Below are 22,852 nucleotides of genomic sequence, written 5' to 3'. Positions count from 1 at the left end.
GGCCTCAGGTCTTGAGTGTGCTGATGGTGTCGTAGATCGGCCCCAGTACCGACAGCATGATCCAGCCCAGCAGCAAGCCCAGGATGACCGTCATGGCCGGCTCGATCATGGCTTGCACTTTTTCAATCAATTCCTTCACTTCGCGGTTGTAAAAGTAACTGACATTGCGCAAGGCCGTGTCCAGCGAGCCCGTCGCTTCGCCCACCTTCAGCATGCGGATGACCAGCGGCGGGAAGATGCCCGTGTGCTGGAAAGCGGCCGTCACGCCATGGCCTTCGCTGATCAGCTGCGCGGCGCGGCGCAGGCCGGCCGCCACCACCTGGTTGCCGGCGATGCCTTCGGACAGGCGGATGCATTCGAGGATCGTGATGCCGGAAGCATACATCAGGGCAAAAAACGTGGCGAAGCGGGCCAGGATGATCTTGTGCAGCACGGGGCCGACCAGCCACAGGCGCAGCTTCAGGCCATCCCAGGCATAGCGGGCCGCGCCGCTCCTGCGGATGAGCGCGCGCAAGCCAAAAAACAGCAGCACGGGCAAGGCCAGCAGCCCATACCAGTAATCGATGAAGACATTCGACACGGCAATCAACACGCGCGTGTGCAGCGGCAGTTCGCCGCCCATGTTGCGGATGAAGGCCGTCAGCTGGGGTACTAAATAGATCATCAGGAAAAACGTCACGCCCGCCACGACGATGGCGACGATGATGGGGTACATGACGATCTTGCGCGTCTGCGAGGCCAGCTCGTCCTGCCATTTTAAACTTTCGGACAGGTTCTTGAACACCTCGGCGATCCTGCCGCTTTGTTCCCCCGCAAGGATCAGGCTGGTAAACGTGGCATCGAAGATGTCGCCATGCTGGGCCAGCGCGCCCGACAGGGGCAGGCCGCCCTCGATGCTTTCAATCAGGTCCGTGACGACTTCGCGCAGACGCGGGTGATCCGTGCTTTCGCGCAAGTCGTTCAAGCCTTCCAGGATGGGCACGCCCGCGCCCGTCAATTGTTCCATGTGGAAACAGAAATTGATCAAGTCGCGGCGGTGGATGACGCGCTTGCCCAGCAGCACCAGATACTGGCCCGTGATCTTGCAATCGATCAAGTCGAGCTGCATGCGGTGCAAGCGCGCTTCCAGGTCCGGCACGTTGGCCGCTTCCATGCTGCCGGGAATCAGGGCGCCGGCGGCATCCATGGCGCGGTAGACATATTGCGGCATCAGGCCAGCCTTTCCGTCAGGTCGACCACGCGGCCCACTTCTTCCAGCGTGGTCACGCCTTCCAGCACGCGGCGCATGCCGTCGTCGACGATGGCCTTGAAGCCGGCCGCGCGCGCGGCGGCCTTGAGTTCGCGCACACCGGCGCGGCGGGCCGTCAATTCATCGAGTTCGGCCGTCATCTTGAGGATTTCCATGATGGCCAGCCGGCCCCTGTAGCCCTGGTGCGCGCAGCGCTCGCAGCCGGCGGCGCGGCAGATGGACACGGGCGCGGCGTCTGCCGCCAGGCCCAGCAGGCGGCGCTCGACGTCGTCGGCGATCACGGTTTCCTTGCAATGCGGACACAAACGGCGCACCAGGCGCTGCGCCACGATGCCGATGATGTTGCCGGCCATGATGTCGGGCAAGATGCCGATGTCGAGCAGGCGCGCCACGGAACCGATGGCCGAGCTCGTATGCAGGGTGGAATACACCTGGTGGCCCGTCATGGCGGCGGCAAACGCCATTTCCGCCGTTTCGCGGTCGCGGATCTCGCCCACTAAAATAATGTCCGGGTCTTGCCGCATCATCGAGCGGATGCCGTCGGCAAAGCCCAGCTTGACGGATTCGTTGACGGAGGTCTGGCGTATCATGTTCATCGGATACTCGACCGGGTCCTCCAGGGTCATGATGTTGACGCTTTCCGTATTGATATGGTTGAGTATCGAATACAGGGTGGTGGTCTTGCCGCTGCCCGTCGGGCCCGTCACGAGGATCACGCCATCGGGCCGCGCGATCATGAGTTTCAACAAATTCAGTTCCGCCTCGGCCAGGCCCAGCGCATCGAGCGGGACGATGCCTTTTTGCCGGTCCAGCACGCGCAGCACGACGTTTTCGCCATGCGTGGTGGGTTGCGCCGAGGCGCGGAAGTCGATTTGCCGCCCGGAAAACTTGATGCTGATGCGCCCATCCTGCGGCGCGCGCGCCTCGGCGATATTCATGTTCGACATCACCTTCAGGCGCACGGCCATGGCCGGCCAGTACGATTTGTGCAGGCTGCGGATTTGCCGCAGGATGCCGTCGATGCGGTAGCGGATGCGCAGGAACGACTGTTCCGGCTCGAAATGGATGTCCGAGGCGCCGTTCTGCACGGCGTCGGCCAGCAGCGCGTCGATCAGGCGCACCATGGGCTGGCTGTACTCGTCCGACGGCGAGGCCATGCTCTGATAGCTGACTTCGCCCGTTTCGATCTCGTGCAGGATGCCGTCGATCGACAGTTCAAAACCATAATATTGGTCGATGGCGCGCGAAATGTCCGATTCGTTGACGAGCACGGTGGAAATCGTGATGCCCTTGACCAGCATGGCGCTGATTTGATCGAGCGCAACGATGTTGCTGGTGTCGGCCATGGCCAGGATCAGATTGTCCGCCTGCCGCTCGTAGACGATGGGAAACACGCGGTAGCGCTTGGCCACGTCCTTCGGGATCAGTTTTAAGGCAATGGCATCGACCACCAGGCTGGACAGATCCGCGCTGACCTGTTTCAGGTTTTCGCTGAGCGCCTCGCGCACGGTTGCTTCCGTGACGAAACCCAGGGTGATCAGCAGCTTGCCCAGCGGTTCGCTGCTGCGCCGCTGCTCGATCAGGGCGATGCGCAACTGGTCTTCGCTGATCACGCCTTTCTGGATCAATAGCTTGCCCAGCGGAAGTTTTTGCCTGTTCTGCCATGTAGCGCTTATTCCTGACGGGGTGGAATGGTGGCCGGCTCGGCCGCGGCCGGCGCTGCTGGCGCGGGGGCCGCCAGTTCGCGCAAACGCGCTTGCGCCACGGCCTGGTCGAAGGCGGCCGGCGTGGCTTGCGCCAAGGTCAAGGCGCGCTGGTAATACGTGGCGGCCAGACGGGGCTGGTTCAGCCGGTCCAGGCCCACGGCCAGGTTGAAGGCATAGTCGGGATTGCCGGGCGCGGCGCCATAGGCGCGGAAAAATTGCTGCTGTGCTTCGTTCCAGCGGCGCTGCTTGGCATACACATTGCCCAGTGCAAACAGCACGGGGCCGCTGTCGGGGTTGCGCGCCAGGATGGCCTTCAGTTTTGCCTCGCTCTGCACCACGTCGCCCTGGCGCAGACCGATCAGGCCGGCCAACGCCTCGCCATCATCGGGATTGATTTCCAGCAAACGCACGTACAGGGCCGCCGCCTGCGCGCCCTGGTGGTTCTCGCGCAGGGCCACGGCCGCCAGGCCCAGCAGCGCGTCGCGGTTGTTCGCATCCTGCCGCAGCACGGTTTCATATTGCTGACGAGCAAGGCCCAGCTGGCCCCCGTTGTAAGCCTGGTAGGCTTGCTGCACGCCGGGGTTGATTTGCGGCGCGGCGACGCTGCGCTGCACCTGGATCTGGCTATTCTCGGGCGCGGCCACGGGCGGCAGGCTGGGCGGCGGTGGCGGCGCCATGTGCGCCAGCTGCGCCGCGACGGCGGCCTGGGCAGCCGCTTGTATCATGGCTTGCTGGTCCGGTGCCGCCGCCGGCTGGCGCGCGTCGCGCGGATAGTCGGGCGGCAAGGTCGCGGGCGAGGGCAGGGCGTCCTGTGGCGCGGCCCCCGTTGCCGGCAGCACCACGACGGGACCGGCAACGCCGGCCGTGCCCGGGGCATCCGTCAGCGGCATGGGCACGCCGGGCAGGCTGGCGCCCGCGCCGGGGCTGGTGCTGGCGCGCCAGTACCAGTACGCCATGGAAGCGGCCACCAGCAGCAGGATCGCCAGCAGCACGGCCAGGCGCACGGTGGCCGGATCGACGCTGATGGGGCCAGCAGGACCTTTCGGCGGCGGATTGCTGCGGCTGGCGCGGGGCCGGGCGGGCGGCGGTTCCGGTGGCGCGCGCGGCGGCTCGGGGGGCGGGCCGGGTGGTGGGCCTGGCTGGGCTGCGCTGGGCGCCGGTTGCGGCGCGGGCGCGTCCGCCAGCGGCTCCAGGCGCAAGCTGCCTGGCGGCTGCACGGGCGCCGCTGCGGCGGGCGCGGGACGGGGCGGCAGGGCGTCGGCCGGCGCCAGTTCCAGCACCTGGTCGTAGGCTTCGGACGGCTTTTCCAGTTCCTCGTCGGAAAGGCTGTTCTGCTTGGCGCGCTCGGCCTTCTTGAGCGCCTGCATCAGCAAGCTCATGGGAAGTCTCCCTGCAGGCGCGCCTGCGGCGGAACAGCCGGCGCCGGCGCGCCATCCGTGTACGCAGCTGGGTGTTGAGCGGCGCCTGGCCGGGCAGCAGGTAGCGGTAGTCGCGGTAATCGCCGTCGACGCTGGCGTCCTTGACCACCACGGGGCGCATGAAGATCACCAGCTCCGTCTTGCTGCTCGCCTCATTGCGATAGGTAAACAAATTGCCTACCACGGGCAGGCTGGACAGTCCCGGCACGCCATCCCTGGCATTGTCGATGGAATCCTGCATCAGGCCGCCCATCACGGCGATCTGGCCATTGCCCACTTTCATGATCGATTCCAGCTCGCGCGCCTGGATCACGGGTACGCGGCTTTGCACGTTCGCCGTGGCCAGGGCCGGATTCGGGTCTTGCACGTAGCCGACGATGCGCGTGATGGTGGGGCGCACGTTCAGGGTCACTTCATCGCTGTCGGAAATCTGCGGCGTGACGCTCATGACGAAGCCGACGGGCACCGTTTCCAGTTTCGATTCATACGTGGCCGGCGTGGTGATGGTGCCCGTCGAGCTGATCACGGCGGGCGTTACTTTGATGGTAAAGAAGACATTGTTGTCGACCACTTTCAACATGGCCGTCTGATTGTTGAGTACGCTGATCTTCGGGCTGGACAGCACTTTCACCTTGCCGAACGATTCAAGCAGCTGGATGGTGGTGGAAAAACTGTCTTTCAGATAATTGAGCAGGAAGATGCCGGGCGTGGCGTTCGGCGCGACGCCGCTGGACAGGCCTGCCGTGCCCACTTGCCCCTGCCGCAGCTGCAGGCTGCCCGTCAGGCGCGACCAGTTGATGCCTTGCTGATATTCATTGCTCAGGCGCACTTCGATGATGGTCGCCTCGATCAGCACTTGCCGCTTGGCGCTATGCAACACCGCGTCGAGGAAGGCGGCGATCTTTTCATGCTGGCGCCCCGTGGCGCGCACGGCGATCAGCCCGCCCTCGACGTTGACGACGACGGACGAGGGGCTGCCCTTGTTGGCCAGTTTCAGCAGCGGCATGCCGTTCGCGTCCAGCGGCTGGCCGGATTCGCGCTCTGGGCGGGCGCTGGCTGGCCTGGCGCAAACTGGCCGCCATTCGGATTGCCATATTGCATCGGCGCCTGGGCGCCGTACTGGCCCGTTGCGCCGGCGGCCGGGACATTGCCGGCCTGGTTCTGCGGCTGCCCCTGCTGGCCGGGCAGGCTCGTCAATTGCTGGTTCAGCTGCGCCAGCGGGTCCACCTGCACGTCGTTGAGCGTGGTCTCGCGCAGCAGGTCGCGGATATTCTTTTCCAGGCTGTACCAGAAGTTATTTTCCGAACGATTCACGACCAGCGTGGTCGAATTGTTGTTGCCATTGCCGCCGCTGCCCTGCGTGTTGCCGACGGGGTTGCTGGCGTTCGAGCCGCCGCCCGCCGTGGAAATTTGCGTGGCGATATTGACGCTGCTGTTGGTGCTGCGCGCCATGTTGACGTAATCGACCTTGTAATTGCGCCACACGGGCGCGTCGGGCAGCACCGTCAGGTTCTTGCCATCGATTTCGTAGCGCATGTCGACTTGCTTGCCGATACGCGCCAGCAGTTGCGGCAGGGTCTGGTTCAGCGCATTCAGGGTGACGCTGCCTTCGATTTGCGGGTGGATGTCGATATTCATGCCCGCATCGCGCGCCAGCGCAAACAGCAGCGATTGCACGGGTACCTTGTGCACGGTGACGCTGTAGGTTTCCTGCTTGGGCGCCGGCAGGGGCGCGGCCAGCGCGCTGCTTTGCTGCACCGGTTCGGGAATGACGCCGGCAGGCGGCGGCGCGGTATTCAGGTGGGCCGGCGACAGCGGCGTTTGATGCGTGGCGCAGCCGGCCAGCATGGTGCTGCAGGCGAGGGCGACCCAAGAGGCCAGCACAGGAATAGGGTGTTGAGTCATGAAAAGTTCGCCCTTGGAGTCGTGTTGTGCTTTTGTAATTTTACCCAGCATGATCGCTTAAAAGCAATCGGCTGTGCAGGCTTGGGAGGCAATATGCCGAAATAAAGTCAGGGGGCGCCACCCCGGTTTTGCCGGTGCCATGGCTTTTATTTCTGTGCGGATACTGTCTATGTCGCTCAGCAATATTTTCTGCGGCGACGCCGGGGCCAGCCTGGCCCACACGGCTTCGGCGCTGGCCTGGTCGGCAAAGCTGCCATAGACGACGAGCAGGCGCGCGGCGGAGGCCGTGGGCGGCGTATTGGGGGATGCGGGCGCGGTTGCGGGGGCGGCGCCGGGCAGGCGAAACACGTGGAGGTCGTGCAGGCCGGTGGCTTGCTGCGCCTGCCGCAGGAAGGTTTCCGCCGCAACTGTCTCGGTGGCGGGCAGGCTGGCGATGTGCAGCACCAGTTGCCGCGGCCCTTGCCGCGCCAGCCAGTCGCGCGATTCGGCCAGCTTGCTGTCGAGTAGCGTGGATGGCGCTGGTGCGCGGGCATCGGCGTGCGCGGTAGCGCGCGACGGGGGGCTGGACGGCGGCGCCAGCCATTGCCACAGCAGCGCGGCGGCCAGCAGCAGCATCAGCGCGCTCAAGGCGCCGGCCAGCAGCTTGCCCGCATGCCAGGGCGGGCGGTGGAAGGGGCTGTCGGCAATGGCCAGGCGCACGTGGCGCGCGCCGATTGCCTGCGCATCGTCCGCAAACGCGGCCAGCAAGGCCTTGTCGGCGAGGATATTGATCCTGCGCACGATCCCCTGCGCGGCGCGCGCCAGCCGGCGCAGCGCGGCCGGCGTAAACATCAGCGGCGCCGTGCGGCCGGCGGCGGCCAGGCGGCACGCCAGATAGTCGTTCAGCAAGGCTTGCGGCAGGCGCGGCACGGTAAAACTGTGGGTGATGCGCTCCTTCAATTGGCGGAACTGGGGCAAGTCCAGCGTGTGCTGCAATTCCGGCTGGCCGAACAGGACGATTTGCAGCAGCTTGTGGCTGGCCGTTTCCAGGTTCGTCAGCAGGCGCAGCGCTTCCAGCGTGGCGCCCGGCATGGCTTGGGCCTCTTCGGCCAGCAGCACCACCTGGCGCCCGGCCGCATGCCTGGCGATCAGCTCGCCGTGCAGGGCGCGCAGCACGGCGTCGGCGCGGCAGCCGTCCAGTTCCAGGCCCAGTTCGGCGGCGATGGCGTGCAGGACGTCGTCCGGCTCCAGGCGGGGATTGAGCAGGTACACCACATCGACCCGGGGCGGCAGGCGCTCGGCCAGCATGCGGCACAGCATGGTCTTGCCGCTGCCCACTTCGCCCGTCAGCTTGATGATGCCTTCGCCCTGCGTGACGGCGTACAGCAGCGCATCGAGCAGTTCGCCCCGCGTATTGCCCGTATAAAAGAAGGCCGGGTCCGGCGTGATGCCGAACGGGGCCGTGCGCAAGCCGAAATGGCGCAGATACATGCCGTGCGGCGAGGGCGCGTAAGGCCGCCCGGGCGGCGCCTGATCGCGGTTGTTCATGCCGCGATGCAATTGAGGAAAGCCTGTTCCAGGCTGGCGTCTTGCGCACCGCCATGGCGGGCGCGGCATTCGGCTGGCGTGCCCGCAAACACGATGCGGCCCCCATGCAGGATGGCCATGCGGTCGCACAGCTCTTCCACGTCGGCCAGCGCATGCGAGGTGAGCAGCGCGCCGCGTCCCTGCGCGCGCGCTTGCCGCAGCACTTGCTTGAACTGCGCGCGCGCCTTCGGGTCGAGTCCGCTCATCGGTTCGTCCAGCAGCAGTTGCGGCTTGCCCGACAGCAAGCAGGCGGCCAGCCCCAGTTTCTGCATCATGCCCTTCGAATACGCGCGCGCCGGGCGCAGCAGGGCGTCCGGGGGCAGGTCCAGCGCATCCAGTGTTTGCTGCACGGCTTGCGCATCGGGCCGCACATCGTGCAGGCGCGCCAGGTAGCGCAGGAAGTCGCCGCCCGTCAGGTAGTAGGGCGCCTGGAAGCGTTCCGGCAGAAACGACAGGGGTTGGCGCGCCGCGCCTTGCCGGTGCGGCTGGCCGAAGATGGCGATGTCGCCGCGCTCGGGCGTGCAAAAGTCCAGCAGGCATTTCAGCAGGGAAGTCTTGCCCGCGCCATTCACGCCGACCAGGCCAAACAGTTCTCCCGCGCGCACCTGCAGGTCGACGCCGCGCAGCACGGCGCTGCCCGCCAGCTGCAGATGCACGTTGTGGAACTCGATGGCGCAGGCGTTCATAGGGGCAAGGGTTGGCAGGCAAGACGGGGTACGGCCGCCATTATTGCCATGGGCGCCGGCGGGCGGCAAGTCTTTCCTTGCAGAGTGTGGAAATGCGCGAAAATCAAGCTGCGGAATGTATTTTCTTTAAGAAACAACAGGTTCTGGAATAAAATACCCCTCGCGCGCCGCTGGCGTGCATCGTCTGATGAATCTGTCGAGGAGCAAGCATGGCAAGGCCAGAGAAAGTCCGGCTCGGTGAAATTTTGGTGCAGCAGAAATTGCTGACGGAAGAACAGTTGGGCCAGGCCTTGACGGAACAGAAGCGCTCGGGGCGCAAGCTGGGCCGCGTTTTTGTCGAGCACGGCTTTGTCACGGAAGAGCAGATTTCGGGCGCGCTGGCGCGCCAGCTCGACATTCCCTACATCAATCTGAAGTTTTTCAACATCAATCCCGAACTGGTGCGGCTGCTGCCGGAAACCCAGGCGCGGCGCTTCCGCGCGCTGGTGCTGGAAGACCGCCGCGAGGGCTTGCTGGTCGGCATGTCCGATCCGACGGACCTGTTCGCGTACGATGAAATTGCGCGCCTGGTCAAGCGCCACATCGAGCTGGCCGTCGTCAATGAAACGGAAGTGCTGGCCGCCATCGACCGCATCTACCGCCGCACGGAAGATATTTCCACCCTGACGCGCGAGCTGGAGCAGGACCTGGGCGACGTGTCCGTCGACTTTGGCGCGCTGGCCGCCAATCCGGGCCTGGAAGAGGCGCCCATCGTCAAGCTGCTGCAATCGGTGTTCGAGGATGCCACGCAGGTGCGCGCCTCGGACATCCACATCGAACCGCAGGAAGGCCGGCTGCAGATCCGTTTCCGCATCGACGGCGTGCTGCACCTGCAGACGGAAGCGGACAGCAAGATCGCCAGCTCGCTGGCGCTGCGTTTAAAGCTGATGTCGGACCTCGATATTTCCGAAAAGCGCCTGCCGCAGGATGGCCGTTTCGCCATCCGCGTGAAAAACCAGCGCATCGACGTGCGTATTTCCACCATGCCGACGCAGTACGGCGAATCGGTGGTGATGCGCTTGCTGAACCAGGGCGGCACGACCTTGCGCCTGGACGCCATCGGCATGCCGCCCAAGCTGGTGCAGCAGTTCCGCGCCATCGTCAGCCGCCCGAACGGCCTGGTGCTGGTGACGGGGCCGACCGGCAGCGGCAAGACGACGACTTTGTACTGCGCCTTGTCCGAACTCAATTCGGTGGAAAAAAAGCTGATTACGGTGGAAGATCCGGTCGAATACCGCTTGCCCGGCATTAACCAGGTGCAAGTCAACGACAAGATCGAGCTGAACTTTGCCAGGGTGCTGCGCTCGGCCTTGCGGCAAGATCCCGATATCGTGCTCGTCGGCGAGATGCGCGACCAGGAAACGGCGCAGATCGGCTTGCGCGCCGCCATGACGGGCCATCTGGTGCTGTCGACCCTGCATACCAACGACGCCATCAGCACGCCGCTGCGCCTGATGGACATGGGCGTGCCCCGCTACATGGTGGGCAGCTCGCTGCAAGCCGTGCTGGCGCAGCGCCTGGTGCGCGTGATCTGCGAAAGCTGCAGCACGCCCTACCAGCCCACGCCGAACGAATACGAATGGCTGCGCCTGGAACTGGGCGAGCTGGTCGAGCGCAACCAGTATTTCCACGGCAAGGGCTGTTCGCATTGCAATGGCATGGGTTACCGGGGCCGCACGGGCGTGTACGAATTGCTGGAAATCACGCGTGCCGTGGCCGACGCCGCCAACCATGCCGATCCATCGCACTTCATGAAGGTGGCGACGGCGCAGATGGCGGGCGACACCCTGCGCCGCCACGCCGTGCAGCTGGTGGTCCAGGGCCGCACGACGGTGATGGAAGCGATGCGCATCAGCAACCAGAGCGAGGATTGAGGTGCCGTTTTTCTCCTACAAGGCGCGCAGCGCCAGTGGCGAACTGCTGACCGGCGTGATGGAAGGCGCCGACAGCGGCGCCGTGGCCGACCAGTTGATGGCGGGCGGCAGCACGCCCGTCGACATCAGCGTGACCAAACAGACGGTGACGAAGGCCGGCGCCAACCAGCTGGGCTGGTGGGACAAGCTGACCGAGAAAAAGGTCACGCCCATGGACGTGCAGCTGTTCAGCCGCCAGCTGTACACCCTGCTGAAAGCGGGCGTGCCCATCATGCGCGGCCTGGCCGGCTTGCAGGAGTCCGCCATCAGCCCCGCGTTCGGGCGCATCATCAAGGATGTGCGCGAATCGCTCGATGCGGGGCGCGAACTGTCGGCCGCCATGGCGCGCCATCCCGCCATCTTCACGCCGTTCTACCTGTCGATGGTGCGCGTGGGTGAAATGACGGGGGCCTCGACGAAGTGTTCTTGCGCCTGTTCAACCACCTGGAATTCGACCGCGACATGCGCGCGCGCGTGAAAACGGCGACGCGCTACCCCACCTTCGTCGTCTTTGCCATGCTCGCCGCCATGATCGTGGTGAATATCTTCGTCATTCCCCAGTTCGAGAAGGTGTTCGCCAGTTTCCATGCGGAACTACCCTTGATGACGCGCATCCTGATCGGCACCTCGCGCTTTACGGTGGCGTACTGGCCCATCCTGCTGCTGCTGGGCGTGGGCGGCTTTTTCGGCTGGCGCGCCTGGCTGCGCACGAAAGAGGGGCTATATAAGTGGGACCGCGCCAAGCTGCGCCTGCCGATCGCCGGCAAGATCATCCTGAAGGGCACGATGGCCCGCTTCGCGCGCAGCTTTGCCCTGTCGAGCACCAGCGGCGTGCCCATCGTGCAGGCGCTGACGGTGGTGTCGCAAACGGTGGACAACACGTATCTGAGCGCGCGCGTGGAACAGAGCGCGATGGCGTCGAGCGGGGCGAAAGCATCTTGCGCACGTCGGTGGCGGCCGGCGTCTTCACGCCCGTGGTGCTGCAGATGATCGCCGTGGGCGAGGAATCCGGTTCGCTCGACGACCTGATGGACGAGATCGCGGACATGTACGAGCGCGAAGTCGATTACGAGCTGAAGACCCTGTCGGCGCAGATCGAGCCGATTTTGATCGTTTTCCTGGGCGCCATGGTGCTGGTGCTGGCGCTGGGCATCTTCCTGCCGATCTGGGACCTGGGCCGGGCGGCCCTGCACTGATGGCAAAGCCGCTTCGCCAGCGCGGTTTCACCCTGTTCGAGCTGGCCGTGGTGGCGAGCGTGTTTGCCCTTCTGACGGCCGTATTCTTGAACCGGGTCGGCTATTACCAGCAACAGGCGCAGCAGGTGGCCGTGGCGCAGATGCTGGGCGTCTTGCGCACCAGCTTGCGGGTGCAGGTGCTGCACCTGTACCTGGCGGACCGGCGCGACCTTGCCGGCGCTGGCAGGGCAAAACCCGTTCGACTGGCTGACCGACAAGCCGGCCAACTACCTGGGCGAGTTCGTGCAGCCGGACCTGGAAAAATTGCCGGCGGGGAATTGGTTGTACGATAAAAAAGAGCAAAAAATCATCTATTTGTTTAGTAATGGCAATATTTTTCCCAGTAAAGGGGGTGATGCAGTGAAATTTAAGGTAACCTTGCCAAGTGCAGACGCCGATCTTGACAAGCTCGCCCAGGAACCCGATATTGTGGTGTGGAAATCGCCGGACTCGGCAGTAAAGTGAGTGCCGTGGAGCAGCAGTTTTGGTTTTGATGTTTTTATTTGATTTTGGAGAAAGCAAGAATGAACAAGTCTTTACGTAGTATGAAAAGCGGCGCCCAGGCAGGTTTCACCCTGATCGAACTGATCGTCGTCATCGTGATCCTCGGCATCCTGGCCGCGACGGCGATTCCTAAATTTATCGACATGTCGACCGATGCGCGCGCGTGGCCAAGATGCAGGCGGCCGCTGGCGCGATCAAGGCTGGTGCGGCGCTGTATCATGCGCAGTGGCTGGTCGGCGGCGCGGTTGCCGATGCTTCAGGTGTTACCAGCGCGAAGATGGAAGGCAAGGACATCGCAGGTATTTATGGCTATCCGACTGCTGATACCATCATCGATGCGGCTGGCCTGACCGACCCAGACTACAAGTTCGCGGGCGGTGTCGTGAAGCCCGATGCAACCCGCACGGGATGCACGGTAACCTACGTTGCTCCGACCAAGGCAGGCGACGCGCCGAAGATTACGGTCGAAGCAAGCACCACGACCTGCAATTAATATCCGAGCACTCTGCAAGGAAAGTAAGGCCACGCCCGGCTTTCCTTGCGCACCACCAGCCCAACCCCAGGCGCCAGCCCGTTGGGCTTTTTTACGGGCCATCCATTGCCGCAGCCACCGACAGACTTTCCGCATCCGTATCGCCAGGCAGGGCCGCCAGGGTCGCTGCGGCGCACGCCTGCGCGCGGCTTCACCTTGATCGAGCTGGTGGCCGTGCTGGTGCTGGCGGGCTTGCTGGCGACCTTTGCCGTGAGCCGGTTTTTTCAGCGCGACACTTTTGACGCGCGCAGTTTTGCCGACCAGGTGACGAATATCGTGCGCTACGGGCAAAAGCTGGCGGTGGCGCAAAACCGTGCCGTCTTTGTGAGCATCGATGCGAACAGCGTGGCGCTGTGCTTCGATGCCGGCTGCAGCGATGAGCAGAAGGTGCTGCCGCCTGCGGGCAGGAACAGCGGCGGCAAGGACACGCTGAAATATTGCGTGAAAAGCAACTGGCTGTGCGAAGGCCGTCCGTCCGGCGTCACCCTGTCCACCAATCCTGTCAATACGGCGGGCTTTTATTTCGACGCGCTGGGCCAGCCGTATGCGAAGGGTGATGTGTTTCCTGCCGTATCGACCTTCCCGGCACAGCTGCAAATCAGTATCCGGGGCGACGGCCTGACGCGCAACGTCACGGTCGAAGGGGAGACGGGCTATGTCCATTAGCCAGCGGCGCCGGCGTGAGCGCGGCGTGACCCTGATCGAACTGGTGCTGTTCATCGTCATCGTCGGCCTGGCCTCGGCCGCCATCCTGGGCGTGATGAGCCTGACGACGCAACACAGCGCCGACCCGCAACTGCGCAAGCAGGCACTGGCGATTGCCGAAGGCATGCTGGAAGAGATCCAGCTGGCGCGGTTTACCTATTGCGACCCGCAAGACCCGGCCGCGCAAACGGCCACCAGTCCGGCCGGCTGCGCCATTCCGGAAGGGCCGGGCGATGAGCCTAACGGCGCGGGGCGGCCTTTCGACAACGTCAACGATTACGTGAGCGCGTACGGCACAGCCAAGGAGTACAAGACGGATGCTCAGGGTAACGCCTGGACTCAGAATTACACTGCCTCGGTGACGATCACCGAGCAAGCCCTGAACGGCTTGCCCGCCACGGAAAGCCTGCGTATCCAGGTGACGGTGCCGTATGCCGACCAGAAGATCGTGCTCGACGGCTATCGCGTGCGCTATGCGCCGAACAGCATTCCATGAAAACTATCCTCAACATCAGGCGCCGCCCGCGCGGCTTTACCCTCGTCGAGATGGTCATCGTGATCGTCATCACGGGCATCATCGGCGCCATGGTCGCCGTCTTCATCCGCGTTCCCGTGCAGGGGTATGTCGATACCGCCGCGCGCGCCGCGCTGGCCGACACGGCCGATACGGCGGCGCGCCGCCTGACGCGCGACGTGCGCCTGGCCCTGCCCAACAGCGTGCGCGTGTCGAACGACGGCCTGTTCCTGGAATTGCTGCTGACCAAGACGGGCGGGCGCTACCTGAGCGACAGCGATGCGGCCGCGCCGGGCAATGTGCTGAGCTTCGAGACCCCTCCCGACCCCAGCCTTCCATTGAACTTTACCGTCGTCGGCGCCATGCCCGCCAACGCGCTGGGCGCGCGCCAGGCGATCAGCGTGGGCGACCAGATCGTCGTCTACAACCTGGGCACGGATTACGCGCCGAACAATGCGTATGCGTGCAGCGCGGCGACCGGCTGCAACCGCGCGCCTGTGACGGCCGTGTCCGGCACTGTCGTCACCTTGGGCAGCTATCCTTTCACGACGGCGCCGGCGCCGCTGCCATCGCCATCGAACCGCTTCCAGGTGGTGTCGACGCCCGTCACCTATGCGTGCAATCTGACGACCGGCACCCTGACCCGCTACGCCGGCTATGCCATCGTGGCCAGCCAGCCGGTGGCGGAGGACGCCGCGCCGCTGGCCGCGGCAAAAGGCGCCCAGCTGGCGCGCCAGGTGGCGGCGTGCCGTTTCAGCTATGGCGTGCTGGCCAACGTGCAGCGGGGCCTGGTGAATATCGACCTGAGCCTGGGTGTGGCGAACAGCAATACGGGCGTGCTGCGCCTGGTGCAGCAGGTACAGGCGAGGAATACGCCATGACGCGCTTGCCACGCCGCCGCACGGGCCGCATGCGCGGTTTCAGCCTTGTCACGGCCATTTTCCTGCTGGTGGTGCTGGCCGCGCTGGCGGCCGTGATGGTGAATATTTCCACCTTCCAGCAGACGGAATCGGCGATGGACGTGCAGGGCGTGCGCGCCGAGCAGGCCGCCCGCGCCGGTCTCGAATGGGGGCTGCAGCGGCAGATCAGCGCCGGCTTGAGTGCCGGCGCGGCGTGCATCGGCCCGGCCACGTTCAGCTTGCCGGCAGGCACGACGCTGTCGTCGTTCAGCGTCAGCGTGCAATGCAGCACGGCGACGAGGCCCGGCACCTTGACCAGCTGGACCATCACGGCCACGGCCTGCAACCAGCCGGGAGCGGCCGGCTGTCCGAATCCGGGCAACAACCCCGACTATGTCCAGCGCCGCCTGCAAGCCGTGCTGTCGCAGTAAGGTCAACGGGGTGAAAAAAAGATCGCTAATTTATTGTTTTTACACAATAAAGTTGGCTTCATGAATTAAAATTGGCTGGATGCATTAACTGCGCGACAAGATCGGGCAGGCACTTACACTGGACAGGTCGCATGGGTTTATTCGCAAGAGCAAAGAAATATGATGGCTGGCTGGCCACGGCGTTTGGCCGCGAAGGCGTCAGCGCTGTCGTTGTCGAACGTCCCGCCGACGGCATGCCGCGCGTGCGCGGCGCCAGCTACCAGGCGGCCGCGCGGCCGGCGCCGGCCGAGGTGCTGGAAAAACTGGGCAAGGAGCTGCACGCGGCAGCGCGCCACTGCACCACCGTGCTGGCCGGCGGCGATTACCAGCTGCTGTCGCTGGAAGCGCCGGCCGTGCCGCGCGAAGAATTGAAGACGGCCGTGGGCTGGCGCCTGAAGGATATGCTGGACTTTCCCCTGGCCGAAGCCACCATCGACGTGTTCGACATCCCCGGCGACCCGAACGGCACGCAGCGGGGCAGCAGCGTGTTTGCCGTCGCCGCGCGCAATAGCGCCGTGTCGCGGCGCCAGGCGCTGTATGCCGAATGTAAGATCGGCCTGTCCGTGATCGACATCCCCGAAATGGCGCAGCGCAATATCGCCACCTTGCTGGAAACGCCGGGACGCGGCATCGCCGTGCTGTTCTTCGATGGCGACGGCGGCTTGCTGACCATGAGCTTCAATGGCGAGCTGTACCAGGCACGCCGCATCGACGTGACCCTGGCGCAGTTGCAGTCGCCCGATGCCAGCCAGTATTACGACCGCGTCACCCTGGAACTGCAGCGCTCGTTCGACCATTTCGACCGCCAGTTCCATTTCATTTCGCTGGCGCGCCTGATGCTGATGACGGGCGCGGCCGATGGCTTGCACGCGTATCTGGCCGACAACCTTTACATGCCGGTGGAGCAGCTGGACCTGGCCACGGTGCTGGACTTTTCCCAGGCCGCCGAGCTGCGCGCGCCCGCCATGCAGGCGCGCTACTTCCTGGCCATCGGCGCCGCCTTGCGCGAAGTCGGCCTGCCTGCGGGCAAGCACGAAGGGAAGGGCGCATGAGCCAGCAAATCAACCTGTTCAATCCCCAGTTTGAACTGAAACAACACCATATGTCGGCGCGCACGGCCGGCCTGGGCCTGGGCGCGCTGGCGCTGCTCTTGCTGGCCGTGGGCGTGCTGGCCCAGCGGGCCACGGCGGACCTGGAACAGCGCGAAGCGGGCGTCAAGGCGGCGCTGGCGCAAGTCGAGGCGAAGCGCGACCAGGTATTGCGCGATTTTCCTCCACGCAAGAAAGATCCGGCGCTGGCGCAGGAACTGGAGGCCGTCGAGGCGCAGCGCCAGTTGCTGCAGGACGCTTCGGCCGTGCTGGACAGCGGCAAGCTGGGCAATACCCTTGGCTATGCCGGCTATTTCCGCGCGCTGGCGCAGGCCAGGGTCGAGGGCGTATGGCTGACGGGCGTGGACATCGCCGGCGCCGGCAATGATTTCGGCTTGCAGGGCCGCGCCTTGCACGCCTCGCTGCTGCCCGCGTACATCACGCGCCTGGGCCAGCAGGAGATACTGAAAGGCAAGACCTTCGCCAGCCTCGACATCGGCCAGCCGGCGCAGCCGGCCGTGGCCGAGGGCAAGGCGGCCAGCCTGCCGTATATCGCGTTCAGCCTGCAGTCGGCCGACCGCGCCGCCGGCGCCACGCCGCCCAAAGCTGTTGCGGGAGGAACGCGCTGATGCTGCCCTTGCTGAAGAAATGGGCCACCGCCTTCGATGCCCTCAGCCTGCGCGAGCGGCTGATGGTGTTCGGCGCCGGCGCGGCCGCCATCGTGTTCGTGTTTTATTTCATGAGCTTCAATCCCTTGCTGGCGAAACGCGCCGCGCTGGAGGCGAGCATTGCGCAAAAGCAAAGTCTGCTGAGCGCGACGAACAAGGAAATCGAGCTGAGCATGCTCGCCCATGCCACCGATCCCGACCGGGAAGCGCGCACGCGCCTGGTGGCCTTGCAGGCGGAAACGGCGTCCCTGGCGCGGGCGCTGCGCGAGAAACAGCATGGCCTGGTGGCGCCCGAGCGCATGGTCACCTTGCTCGAACACTTGCTGCGCCGGCACGCCGGGCTGCGCGTGGTGTCGCTGAAAACCCTTCCTGCCAGCGCCGTGGGCGCGCACCAGGCCGATAGCGCGAACGGCGACGCCTCCGCCAAGGCGGCGGCCCCGGCACCGTTGCTGCACCAGCACGGCGTGGAAGTGGTGCTGCAAGGCAGTTATGCGGACATGGTGCAATACATGCAGGCGCTGCAAGCGATGCCGACGCGCGTCTTCTGGGGCGCTGCCCACCTTGATGCGGCCAGCTACCCGGGCGCCACCCTGACCCTGACCTTACATACCCTCAGCATGGACGACACATGGATCGCACTTTGACCTTTGCTCCCGCACTGCTGGCGCCTGTCTTGATGCTGAGCCTGGCATGGCCGGGCGCGCAGGCACAGGCGCTCGACGACCCGACGCGTCCGCCGGCAGCCCTGTGGGCGCCCGCCAGCGCCGCGCCCGTTGTCGCGGCCCGGCCGCAGCTGCAATCGGTGCTCATTTCCACCCAGCCGGGCGGACGCCGCCTGGCCGTTATCGATGGCCAGACGGTCAGGGTCGGCAGCAAGGTGGGTGATGCCGTGGTGACGGAGATACACGACACGGCCGTTCTGTTGCGGCGTGGAAAATCCCTGGAAACCTTCAAGCTGTATCCCAGCAGCAAGACCGACAATAAGACCGACCGCAAGCAGGAGTAGAAGAAGTGGCCAAGCAACTCAATCAACACAAGGCGAGCATGTTCAAGATCAGTACGATGGCGGCTGTCATCAGCGTCAGCCTGGGCCTGGGCGGCTGCAACGTCGCGCCCGTCAAGCGCGACACCTATAATGCGATCACCGATGCCGTCAAGGGCGCGGCGGCCACCACGGCGCCAGCGTCCCAGCCGGACGCCGTGGAAGCGGCGCTGCTGCCGCCCGTGGCGGCCCTGGCCCAGCAATTGCCGAAGGCCCGCGCCGCGCTCGACGAGCGCTTCAACGTGGCTTTCAACAATGTGCCAGCGCGCCAGTTCTTCACCTCCATCGTGGCCGGCACGCGCTACAACATGCTGGTCCATCCCGACATCGGCGGCACGATTTCCGCCAATCTGAAGGACGTGACCCTGTTCCAGGCGCTCGACGCCGTGCGCGAGCTGTATGGCTACGACTACAAGGTCGAGGGCACGCAGATCTATATCAAGCCCTTGACCATGCAGACGCGTTTGTTCCACGTCAATTACCTGACGGGCGCGCGCCGCGGCAGTTCCAACCTGCGCGTGTCGTCGACGTCGGTGGGTTCGGTCGGCTCGACCAATTCGGGCGGCTCGGGCAACAGCGGCAATAACAACCAGGGCAATAACCAGAACAACGAGCAGAACCAGCAGACGAATGGCGGCCAGGGCGGCCGCACCCTGGACAGCAGCAACCTGACGACCTCGTCGACGGCGGATTTCTGGCCGGAATTGAAGGCGGCGCTGGAAGCCATCGTCGGCAGCAGCGACGGCGGCCGGAAAGTGGTGCTCAGCCCGCAGTCGGGCGTGATCGTCATCCGCGCCATGCCGGAAGAGCTGCGCAATGTCGACATGTATTTGAAGGCCACGCAGCTGTCCGTCGACCGCCAGGTGATCCTGGAAGCAAAAATCCTCGAAGTCGAGCTCAACGACAACACGCAGACGGGCATCAACTGGGCCTCGTTCGCCTCGATCAAGAGCGGCCACACGAACCGCATCTCGACGGGCTTCATCCAGCCGGGCGGCACCCTGGCGCCGCTGCCGTTCAATGGCGGCCAGCCGCCCAACATGACAACTGGCAACGGCCTGACGGCCAGCAGCGGCTTTGGCCTCAGTTCGGCGGCAAATGCGGCCGGCTCCATGTTCGGCCTGGCCTTCCAGACGGCCAATTTCGCCGCCATGATTTCCTTCCTGGAATCGCAAGGGTCCGTGCACGTGCTGTCGAGTCCGCGCATCGCCACCATGAACAACCAGAAAGCCGTGCTGAAGATCGGCACGGACGAGTTTTTACGTGACGGGCGTGTCGACCACGACGAATACGACGGCCAGCGGCGCCACCACCAGCCCCAACGTGACCTTGCAGCCGTTCTTTTCCGGCGTGGTGCTGGACGTGACGCCGCAGATCGATGCGGATGGCAACATCATCCTGCACGTGCACCCGTCCGTCAGCCAGGTGTCGACCATCAGCAAGGAAATCGACCTGGGCAGCGCCGGTTCGCTGAAACTGCCGCTGGCCGCCTCCAGCACGTCCGAAATGGACAGCATGGTGCGCAGCCAGGATGGCCGCATCGTCGCCATCGGCGGCCTGATGCGCCAGGCGACGACGGCGGACCGCTCGCAAGTGCCGGGCGCGGGCGACCTTCCCGTGCTGGGCGCGCTGTTCCGCAACACGGGGCAGGTGATCCAGAAGCGCGAGCTGGTGGTGCTGATCAAGCCGACCATCGTCGATGGCGCCAACAGCTGGAACGAGGACTTGCTCGATTCGGGCAAGCGCATCGAGGCGCTCGACCCGCGCCGTCCGTCGGAGCGGCGCTAAATGTACCAGGCCCATTTCGGCTTGCGCGAGGCGCCGTTCGGCCTCACGCCCGATACCAGTTTCTTCTTCAACGGCCCGCAGTCGCAAAAGGCGCTCAACACCCTGCTGGTGGCGGCGCGCAACGGCGAGGGCTTCATCAAGATCACTGGCGAAGTGGGGACTGGTAAAACCTTTTTGTGCCGCAAGTTCATGCAATCGTTGGGGCCGGACTTCGTCACGGCCTACATCCCGAATCCGAACCTGCCGCCCCGTTCGCTGATCCTGGCCCTGGCCGACGACCTTGACGTGTTGCTGGAGAAAGATGCTGATCAGCATCAACTACTCAAGTCGCTCAACTTGCGTTTGCTCAACCTGGCGGCGCAGGGCAAGCGCGTGCTGCTGTGCCTGGATGAAGCGCAGGCGATTCCCGTCGATAGCCTGGAAGCCTTGCGCCTGCTGACGAATCTGGAAACGGAAAAGCGCAAGCTGCTGCAGATCGTGCTGTTCGGCCAGCCGGAACTGGACGTCAAGCTGGCCCTGCCGGAAATCCGCCAGCTGGCGCAGCGCATCACCTTTCACTACCACCTGGGGCCGTTGTCGCGCGACGACATGGATTTTTATGTGGCGCACCGTTTGCGCGTGGCCGGTTTCGACGGCGCGCGCCTGTTCAGCCGTGGCGGCGTGAACAAGCTGTACAAGGCTTCCGGCGGCATTCCGCGCCTGATCAACATCATGGCGCACAAGGCGCTGATGGTGGCGTATGGCGAAGGGCGGCAGCAGGTGAGCGGGCGCCACGTGGCGCTGGCCGCCAGCGATACCCTGGCCAGCAAGCCGCGCCCGTTCTGGCAGCGGCCGTGGCCGTGGCTGGCGGGCGCCGGCGTGCTGGCCGCCGCCTGCGGCCTGAGCTGGACTTTATTGAACCGATGACGAAGATGAGCCTGTAGATGAGCCTGATTAACAAGATGTTGCAAGACCTCGATGCCCGCGGCACCCCCGATGGACGCGGCGACGCGGCCGGCATCCGCTCCGTGCCCGAACGCGAGCGGGGCGTCTCGCGCGCGCTGGTCTTCGGCGGCGCGGCCGGCCTGACGGCGGCCGCCATCGCCCTGGGCTGGGTCTACCTGAAACGGCCGCCCGTGCCGCCCGTGCTGGTGAATGTGGCCAGCAACGCAGTTCCTGCGCCGGTGCCCGTGCCCGTGCCCGTTCCTGTGCCCGTGCCTGTCGCCGTAGCGCCCGTGGCGGCGGCCCCGGCGGCGGAACCCGAGCCCGTGTTCCAGGCCGCGGAGACGGTCGCGCCAGCCAGCCTGCGCGCTGAGGATATGCGCCGCATGACTGCAAAGCCGGCCAAGGCTGCCGTGGCGCCCGTGGTGAAGACGGCAGTGCCTGTCGCCAGCGAACGCATCATTGATGGAAAACAAGTCACGCCGCAGCAGCGCGTGGAGAATGAATACCGGCGCGCGCTGGCACAGTTGCAGGATGGCCGCGTTCCGACGCCATGCTGGCCTTGCAGCAGACCCTGCAGCTGGACCCGCGCCACCAGGGCGCGCGCGAAACCCTGGTGCGCCTGCTGCTCGAAGCGCAGCGTCCCGACGAGGCGGCCCGCCAGTTGCAGCTGAGCCTGGCGCTGGACCCGAAACAGCCGGCGCAGGCGATGATGCTGGCCCGTTTGCAGCTGGACAAGGCCAATGGCGGCGCGGCGGCCCTCGATACCCTGATGCGCAGCTTGCCGTACGCGGCCGACAACGGCGAATACCACGCCTTCCTGGCCGGCGTGCTGCAGCGCGAGCAGCGCTACCGCGAGGCGGCGGAACACTACCAGCTGGCCCTGCAGGCGGCGCCCGACAACGGCGTCTGGTGGATGGGTCTCGGCATCGCCTTGCAAGCGGACAATCACCCGGCCCAGGCGCGCCAGGCGTTCGAGCGGGCCAGGGGCTTGCAAACCCTGTCGCCGCAGCTGCAGGCGTTCGTCGAGCGCAAGCTGGTGCAGCTGACGGCGGCTGCGGCGAAGTAATTTTGACCTCAATGAAAGAAACAGCTTGAAGCCTCTCAGCCTGCTCCTCGTCCTGTGCTGCCTGGCCGGCAGCGCCCAGGCCGCTCCCGCCAGCGCGCCTGCCAGCTACGTTCTTGAGAATACGGAAGTGCGCGACATCCGCGCGCAAGCCCTGAAACGCGACTACCAGCTGTATGTCGCCTTGCCCGATTCCTATCGGCAGGGAAATAAACGCTATCCGGTGCTGTTCGTCACCGACGCCAATTATTCATTTGCCATCGTGCGCAATATCGCGCAGCGCCTGAACAAGCATGCGGGGATGGAAGAAGTCATCGTGGTCGGCTTGTCGTACGCCAACGGCGATGGCGGGGTGTACAGCCGCCGCCGCGACTACACGCCCACCACGCCGCGCAAGCACGATTACCGCTCGGACATGCCGGGGCGCCAGCCGGCGTTCGGCGAAGCGAAGGCATATGGCCAGTTCATCGCGGGCGAGGTGTTTCCCCTTATCGCCAGTAACTATCGCTCGAACATGCAGCGCAAGGTGTTTATCGGCCATTCCTACGGCAGCCTGCTGGGCCTGCAATTTTTGCTGACGGAACCGCGCACCTTCGAGCACTACATCCTAGGCAGTCCGTCGCTGTGGTACGACGCCGGCGTCATGTTCGACCGCGAACAGGCGTATGCGGCCAGCCACAAGGACTTGCCCGCGTCCGTGTTCTTCGGCATCGGCGGCCTGGAAAAGTTGGCGGCGGGCAAGAAACGTTCGCGTGCGGAGGAAGACGCCGACATGCTGGCCGATTTGCGCGAGTTCGATGGAAAGTTGAAATCGCGCAAGTTTCCCGGCCTGAAAACCCGTTTGCGCGTCTTCGAGGACGAAGACCACGCGAGCGTGTTTCCCTTTGTGCTCACGCATGGCTTGCGGGCGTATCTGGCGTCCGCAAAATGAAGGGCGT

25 protein-coding genes and 3 pseudogenes are annotated in these 22,852 nt (G+C 65.0%); 20 read left to right on the top strand and 8 right to left on the bottom strand.

Annotated features, from left to right (window positions below; translation table 11 throughout):
• Positions 1 to 4: 4 nt before the first annotated feature.
• Genes ACQVLG_RS26455 through ACQVLG_RS26425 form a run of 7 tightly spaced genes read right to left on the bottom strand, consistent with a single transcriptional unit; the run spans position 5 to position 8,530 of the window.
• Entirely contained in the window at positions 5 to 1,210 is a 1,206-nt protein-coding gene (locus ACQVLG_RS26455; RefSeq protein ID WP_474291753.1) for a type II secretion system F family protein, read from the bottom strand.
• A complete protein-coding gene (locus tag ACQVLG_RS26450) occupies positions 1,210 to 2,862 on the bottom strand; it encodes a GspE/PulE family protein (RefSeq protein ID WP_474291752.1) in 1,653 nt (550 codons plus the stop codon). Before ACQVLG_RS26450 ends, ACQVLG_RS26455 begins: the two co-directional genes overlap by 1 nt.
• 59 nt (positions 2,863 to 2,921) lie before the next feature.
• Positions 2,922 to 3,680 (bottom strand): tetratricopeptide repeat protein, encoded by a 759-nt coding sequence (locus tag ACQVLG_RS26445; protein WP_474291751.1) that lies wholly within the window; start codon positions 3,678 to 3,680, stop codon positions 2,922 to 2,924.
• Positions 3,580 to 5,379, bottom strand: coding sequence for a type II secretion system protein GspD (locus ACQVLG_RS26440; RefSeq protein ID WP_474291750.1), 1,800 nt, complete (start codon positions 5,377 to 5,379; stop codon positions 3,580 to 3,582). Before ACQVLG_RS26440 ends, ACQVLG_RS26445 begins: the two co-directional genes overlap by 101 nt.
• Positions 5,367 to 6,278: a secretin N-terminal domain-containing protein gene (locus ACQVLG_RS26435; RefSeq protein ID WP_474291748.1), complete on the bottom strand. Its 912-nt coding sequence runs from the start codon at positions 6,276 to 6,278 to the stop codon at positions 5,367 to 5,369. Before ACQVLG_RS26435 ends, ACQVLG_RS26440 begins: the two co-directional genes overlap by 13 nt.
• Before the next feature lie 57 nt (positions 6,279 to 6,335).
• The gene (locus ACQVLG_RS26430; RefSeq protein ID WP_474291747.1) at positions 6,336 to 7,805 is read right to left on the bottom strand and encodes an ExeA family protein; all 1,470 of its coding nucleotides are present in this window, start codon (positions 7,803 to 7,805) and stop codon (positions 6,336 to 6,338) included.
• Positions 7,802 to 8,530 carry an ABC transporter ATP-binding protein gene (locus ACQVLG_RS26425; protein ID WP_230539441.1) on the bottom strand — a complete coding sequence of 243 codons (729 nt, stop codon included), beginning with the start codon at positions 8,528 to 8,530 and terminating at the stop codon, positions 7,802 to 7,804. Before ACQVLG_RS26425 ends, ACQVLG_RS26430 begins: the two co-directional genes overlap by 4 nt.
• A gap of 209 nt (positions 8,531 to 8,739) precedes the next feature.
• Between ACQVLG_RS26425 and ACQVLG_RS26420 the strand changes: the two genes are divergently transcribed.
• The 14 genes and pseudogenes from ACQVLG_RS26420 to ACQVLG_RS26355 all read left to right on the top strand — a co-directional run bounded on the left by ACQVLG_RS26420 (position 8,740) and on the right by ACQVLG_RS26355 (position 18,103).
• Positions 8,740 to 10,443, top strand: coding sequence for a GspE/PulE family protein (locus tag ACQVLG_RS26420; protein WP_230539442.1), 1,704 nt, complete (start codon positions 8,740 to 8,742; stop codon positions 10,441 to 10,443).
• Between the two features lies 1 nt (position 10,444).
• Positions 10,445 to 11,678 (top strand): annotated as a pseudogene (locus ACQVLG_RS26415) (type II secretion system F family protein).
• Entirely contained in the window at positions 11,678 to 12,010 is a 333-nt protein-coding gene (locus tag ACQVLG_RS26410; RefSeq protein WP_474291746.1) for a type II secretion system protein, read from the top strand. The pseudogene ACQVLG_RS26415 and the gene ACQVLG_RS26410 overlap by 1 nt, the downstream one beginning before the upstream one ends.
• A complete protein-coding gene (locus ACQVLG_RS26405; protein WP_474291745.1) occupies positions 11,961 to 12,182 on the top strand; it encodes a hypothetical protein in 222 nt (73 codons plus the stop codon). Before ACQVLG_RS26410 ends, ACQVLG_RS26405 begins: the two co-directional genes overlap by 50 nt.
• 59 nt (positions 12,183 to 12,241) lie before the next feature.
• Positions 12,242 to 12,316, top strand: a pseudogene (locus ACQVLG_RS26400) (prepilin-type N-terminal cleavage/methylation domain-containing protein); the annotation flags it as partial.
• Positions 12,317 to 12,384: 68 nt separating this feature from the next.
• On the top strand, positions 12,385 to 12,714 hold the full coding sequence (locus ACQVLG_RS26395) for a hypothetical protein (protein ID WP_474295908.1): 330 nt from the start codon (positions 12,385 to 12,387) through the stop codon (positions 12,712 to 12,714).
• A gap of 45 nt (positions 12,715 to 12,759) precedes the next feature.
• Entirely contained in the window at positions 12,760 to 13,419 is a 660-nt protein-coding gene (locus tag ACQVLG_RS26390; RefSeq protein WP_474291744.1) for a pilus assembly FimT family protein, read from the top strand.
• On the top strand, positions 13,409 to 13,954 hold the full coding sequence (locus tag ACQVLG_RS26385; RefSeq protein WP_474291743.1) for a type IV pilus modification PilV family protein: 546 nt from the start codon (positions 13,409 to 13,411) through the stop codon (positions 13,952 to 13,954). The genes ACQVLG_RS26390 and ACQVLG_RS26385 overlap by 11 nt, the downstream gene beginning before the upstream one ends.
• Positions 13,951 to 14,853: a prepilin-type N-terminal cleavage/methylation domain-containing protein gene (locus ACQVLG_RS26380; RefSeq protein WP_474291742.1), complete on the top strand. Its 903-nt coding sequence runs from the start codon at positions 13,951 to 13,953 to the stop codon at positions 14,851 to 14,853. Before ACQVLG_RS26385 ends, ACQVLG_RS26380 begins: the two co-directional genes overlap by 4 nt.
• Complete coding sequence (locus ACQVLG_RS26375) at positions 14,850 to 15,302, top strand: agglutinin biogenesis protein MshP (protein WP_230539448.1); 453 nt, start codon at positions 14,850 to 14,852, stop codon at positions 15,300 to 15,302. The genes ACQVLG_RS26380 and ACQVLG_RS26375 overlap by 4 nt, the downstream gene beginning before the upstream one ends.
• A gap of 131 nt (positions 15,303 to 15,433) precedes the next feature.
• The gene (locus ACQVLG_RS26370) at positions 15,434 to 16,393 is read left to right on the top strand and encodes a type IV pilus biogenesis protein PilM (protein ID WP_230539449.1); all 960 of its coding nucleotides are present in this window, start codon (positions 15,434 to 15,436) and stop codon (positions 16,391 to 16,393) included.
• Positions 16,390 to 17,058, top strand: a complete 669-nt coding sequence (locus tag ACQVLG_RS26365) for an MSHA biogenesis protein MshI (RefSeq protein WP_474291741.1) — start codon at positions 16,390 to 16,392, stop codon at positions 17,056 to 17,058. The genes ACQVLG_RS26370 and ACQVLG_RS26365 overlap by 4 nt, the downstream gene beginning before the upstream one ends.
• The gene (gene gspM, locus ACQVLG_RS26360) at positions 17,058 to 17,741 is read left to right on the top strand and encodes a type II secretion system protein GspM (protein ID WP_230539451.1); all 684 of its coding nucleotides are present in this window, start codon (positions 17,058 to 17,060) and stop codon (positions 17,739 to 17,741) included. Before ACQVLG_RS26365 ends, gspM begins: the two co-directional genes overlap by 1 nt.
• Positions 17,726 to 18,103, top strand: coding sequence for an MSHA biogenesis protein MshK (locus ACQVLG_RS26355; RefSeq protein ID WP_230539452.1), 378 nt, complete (start codon positions 17,726 to 17,728; stop codon positions 18,101 to 18,103). Before gspM ends, ACQVLG_RS26355 begins: the two co-directional genes overlap by 16 nt.
• Before the next feature lie 124 nt (positions 18,104 to 18,227).
• On the opposite strand, the gene ACQVLG_RS26350 is transcribed toward ACQVLG_RS26355, so the two are convergent.
• Positions 18,228 to 18,392, bottom strand: coding sequence for a hypothetical protein (locus tag ACQVLG_RS26350; RefSeq protein ID WP_474291740.1), 165 nt, complete (start codon positions 18,390 to 18,392; stop codon positions 18,228 to 18,230).
• A 55-nt stretch (positions 18,393 to 18,447) separates the two neighbouring features.
• Between ACQVLG_RS26350 and ACQVLG_RS26345 the strand changes: the two are divergent.
• The 6 genes and pseudogenes from ACQVLG_RS26345 to ACQVLG_RS26320 form a co-directional block, all read left to right on the top strand.
• Positions 18,448 to 18,855: pseudogene (locus ACQVLG_RS26345) on the top strand (STN domain-containing protein); the annotation flags it as partial.
• Between the two features lie 547 nt (positions 18,856 to 19,402).
• A complete protein-coding gene (locus tag ACQVLG_RS26340) occupies positions 19,403 to 19,927 on the top strand; it encodes a type II secretion system protein GspD (protein ID WP_474291739.1) in 525 nt (174 codons plus the stop codon).
• Positions 19,928 to 20,833: an ExeA family protein gene (locus ACQVLG_RS26335; RefSeq protein ID WP_474291738.1), complete on the top strand. Its 906-nt coding sequence runs from the start codon at positions 19,928 to 19,930 to the stop codon at positions 20,831 to 20,833. It begins immediately after the preceding gene.
• Positions 20,834 to 20,850: 17 nt separating this feature from the next.
• Complete coding sequence (locus tag ACQVLG_RS26330) at positions 20,851 to 21,522, top strand: hypothetical protein (RefSeq protein ID WP_474291737.1); 672 nt, start codon at positions 20,851 to 20,853, stop codon at positions 21,520 to 21,522.
• Positions 21,405 to 21,917, top strand: a complete 513-nt coding sequence (locus ACQVLG_RS26325) for a tetratricopeptide repeat protein (RefSeq protein ID WP_474295806.1) — start codon at positions 21,405 to 21,407, stop codon at positions 21,915 to 21,917. The genes ACQVLG_RS26330 and ACQVLG_RS26325 overlap by 118 nt, the downstream gene beginning before the upstream one ends.
• Positions 21,918 to 21,942: 25 nt before the next feature.
• A complete protein-coding gene (locus ACQVLG_RS26320) occupies positions 21,943 to 22,845 on the top strand; it encodes an alpha/beta hydrolase (RefSeq protein WP_474291736.1) in 903 nt (300 codons plus the stop codon).
• The last annotated feature ends 7 nt before the right edge of the window (positions 22,846 to 22,852 follow it).

Source organism: Janthinobacterium sp. TPC_1 (genome assembly GCF_056037845.1).
The sequence above is the reverse complement of the archived record's forward strand: the minus strand, read 5'-3'. Positions and strand labels throughout refer to the sequence as shown.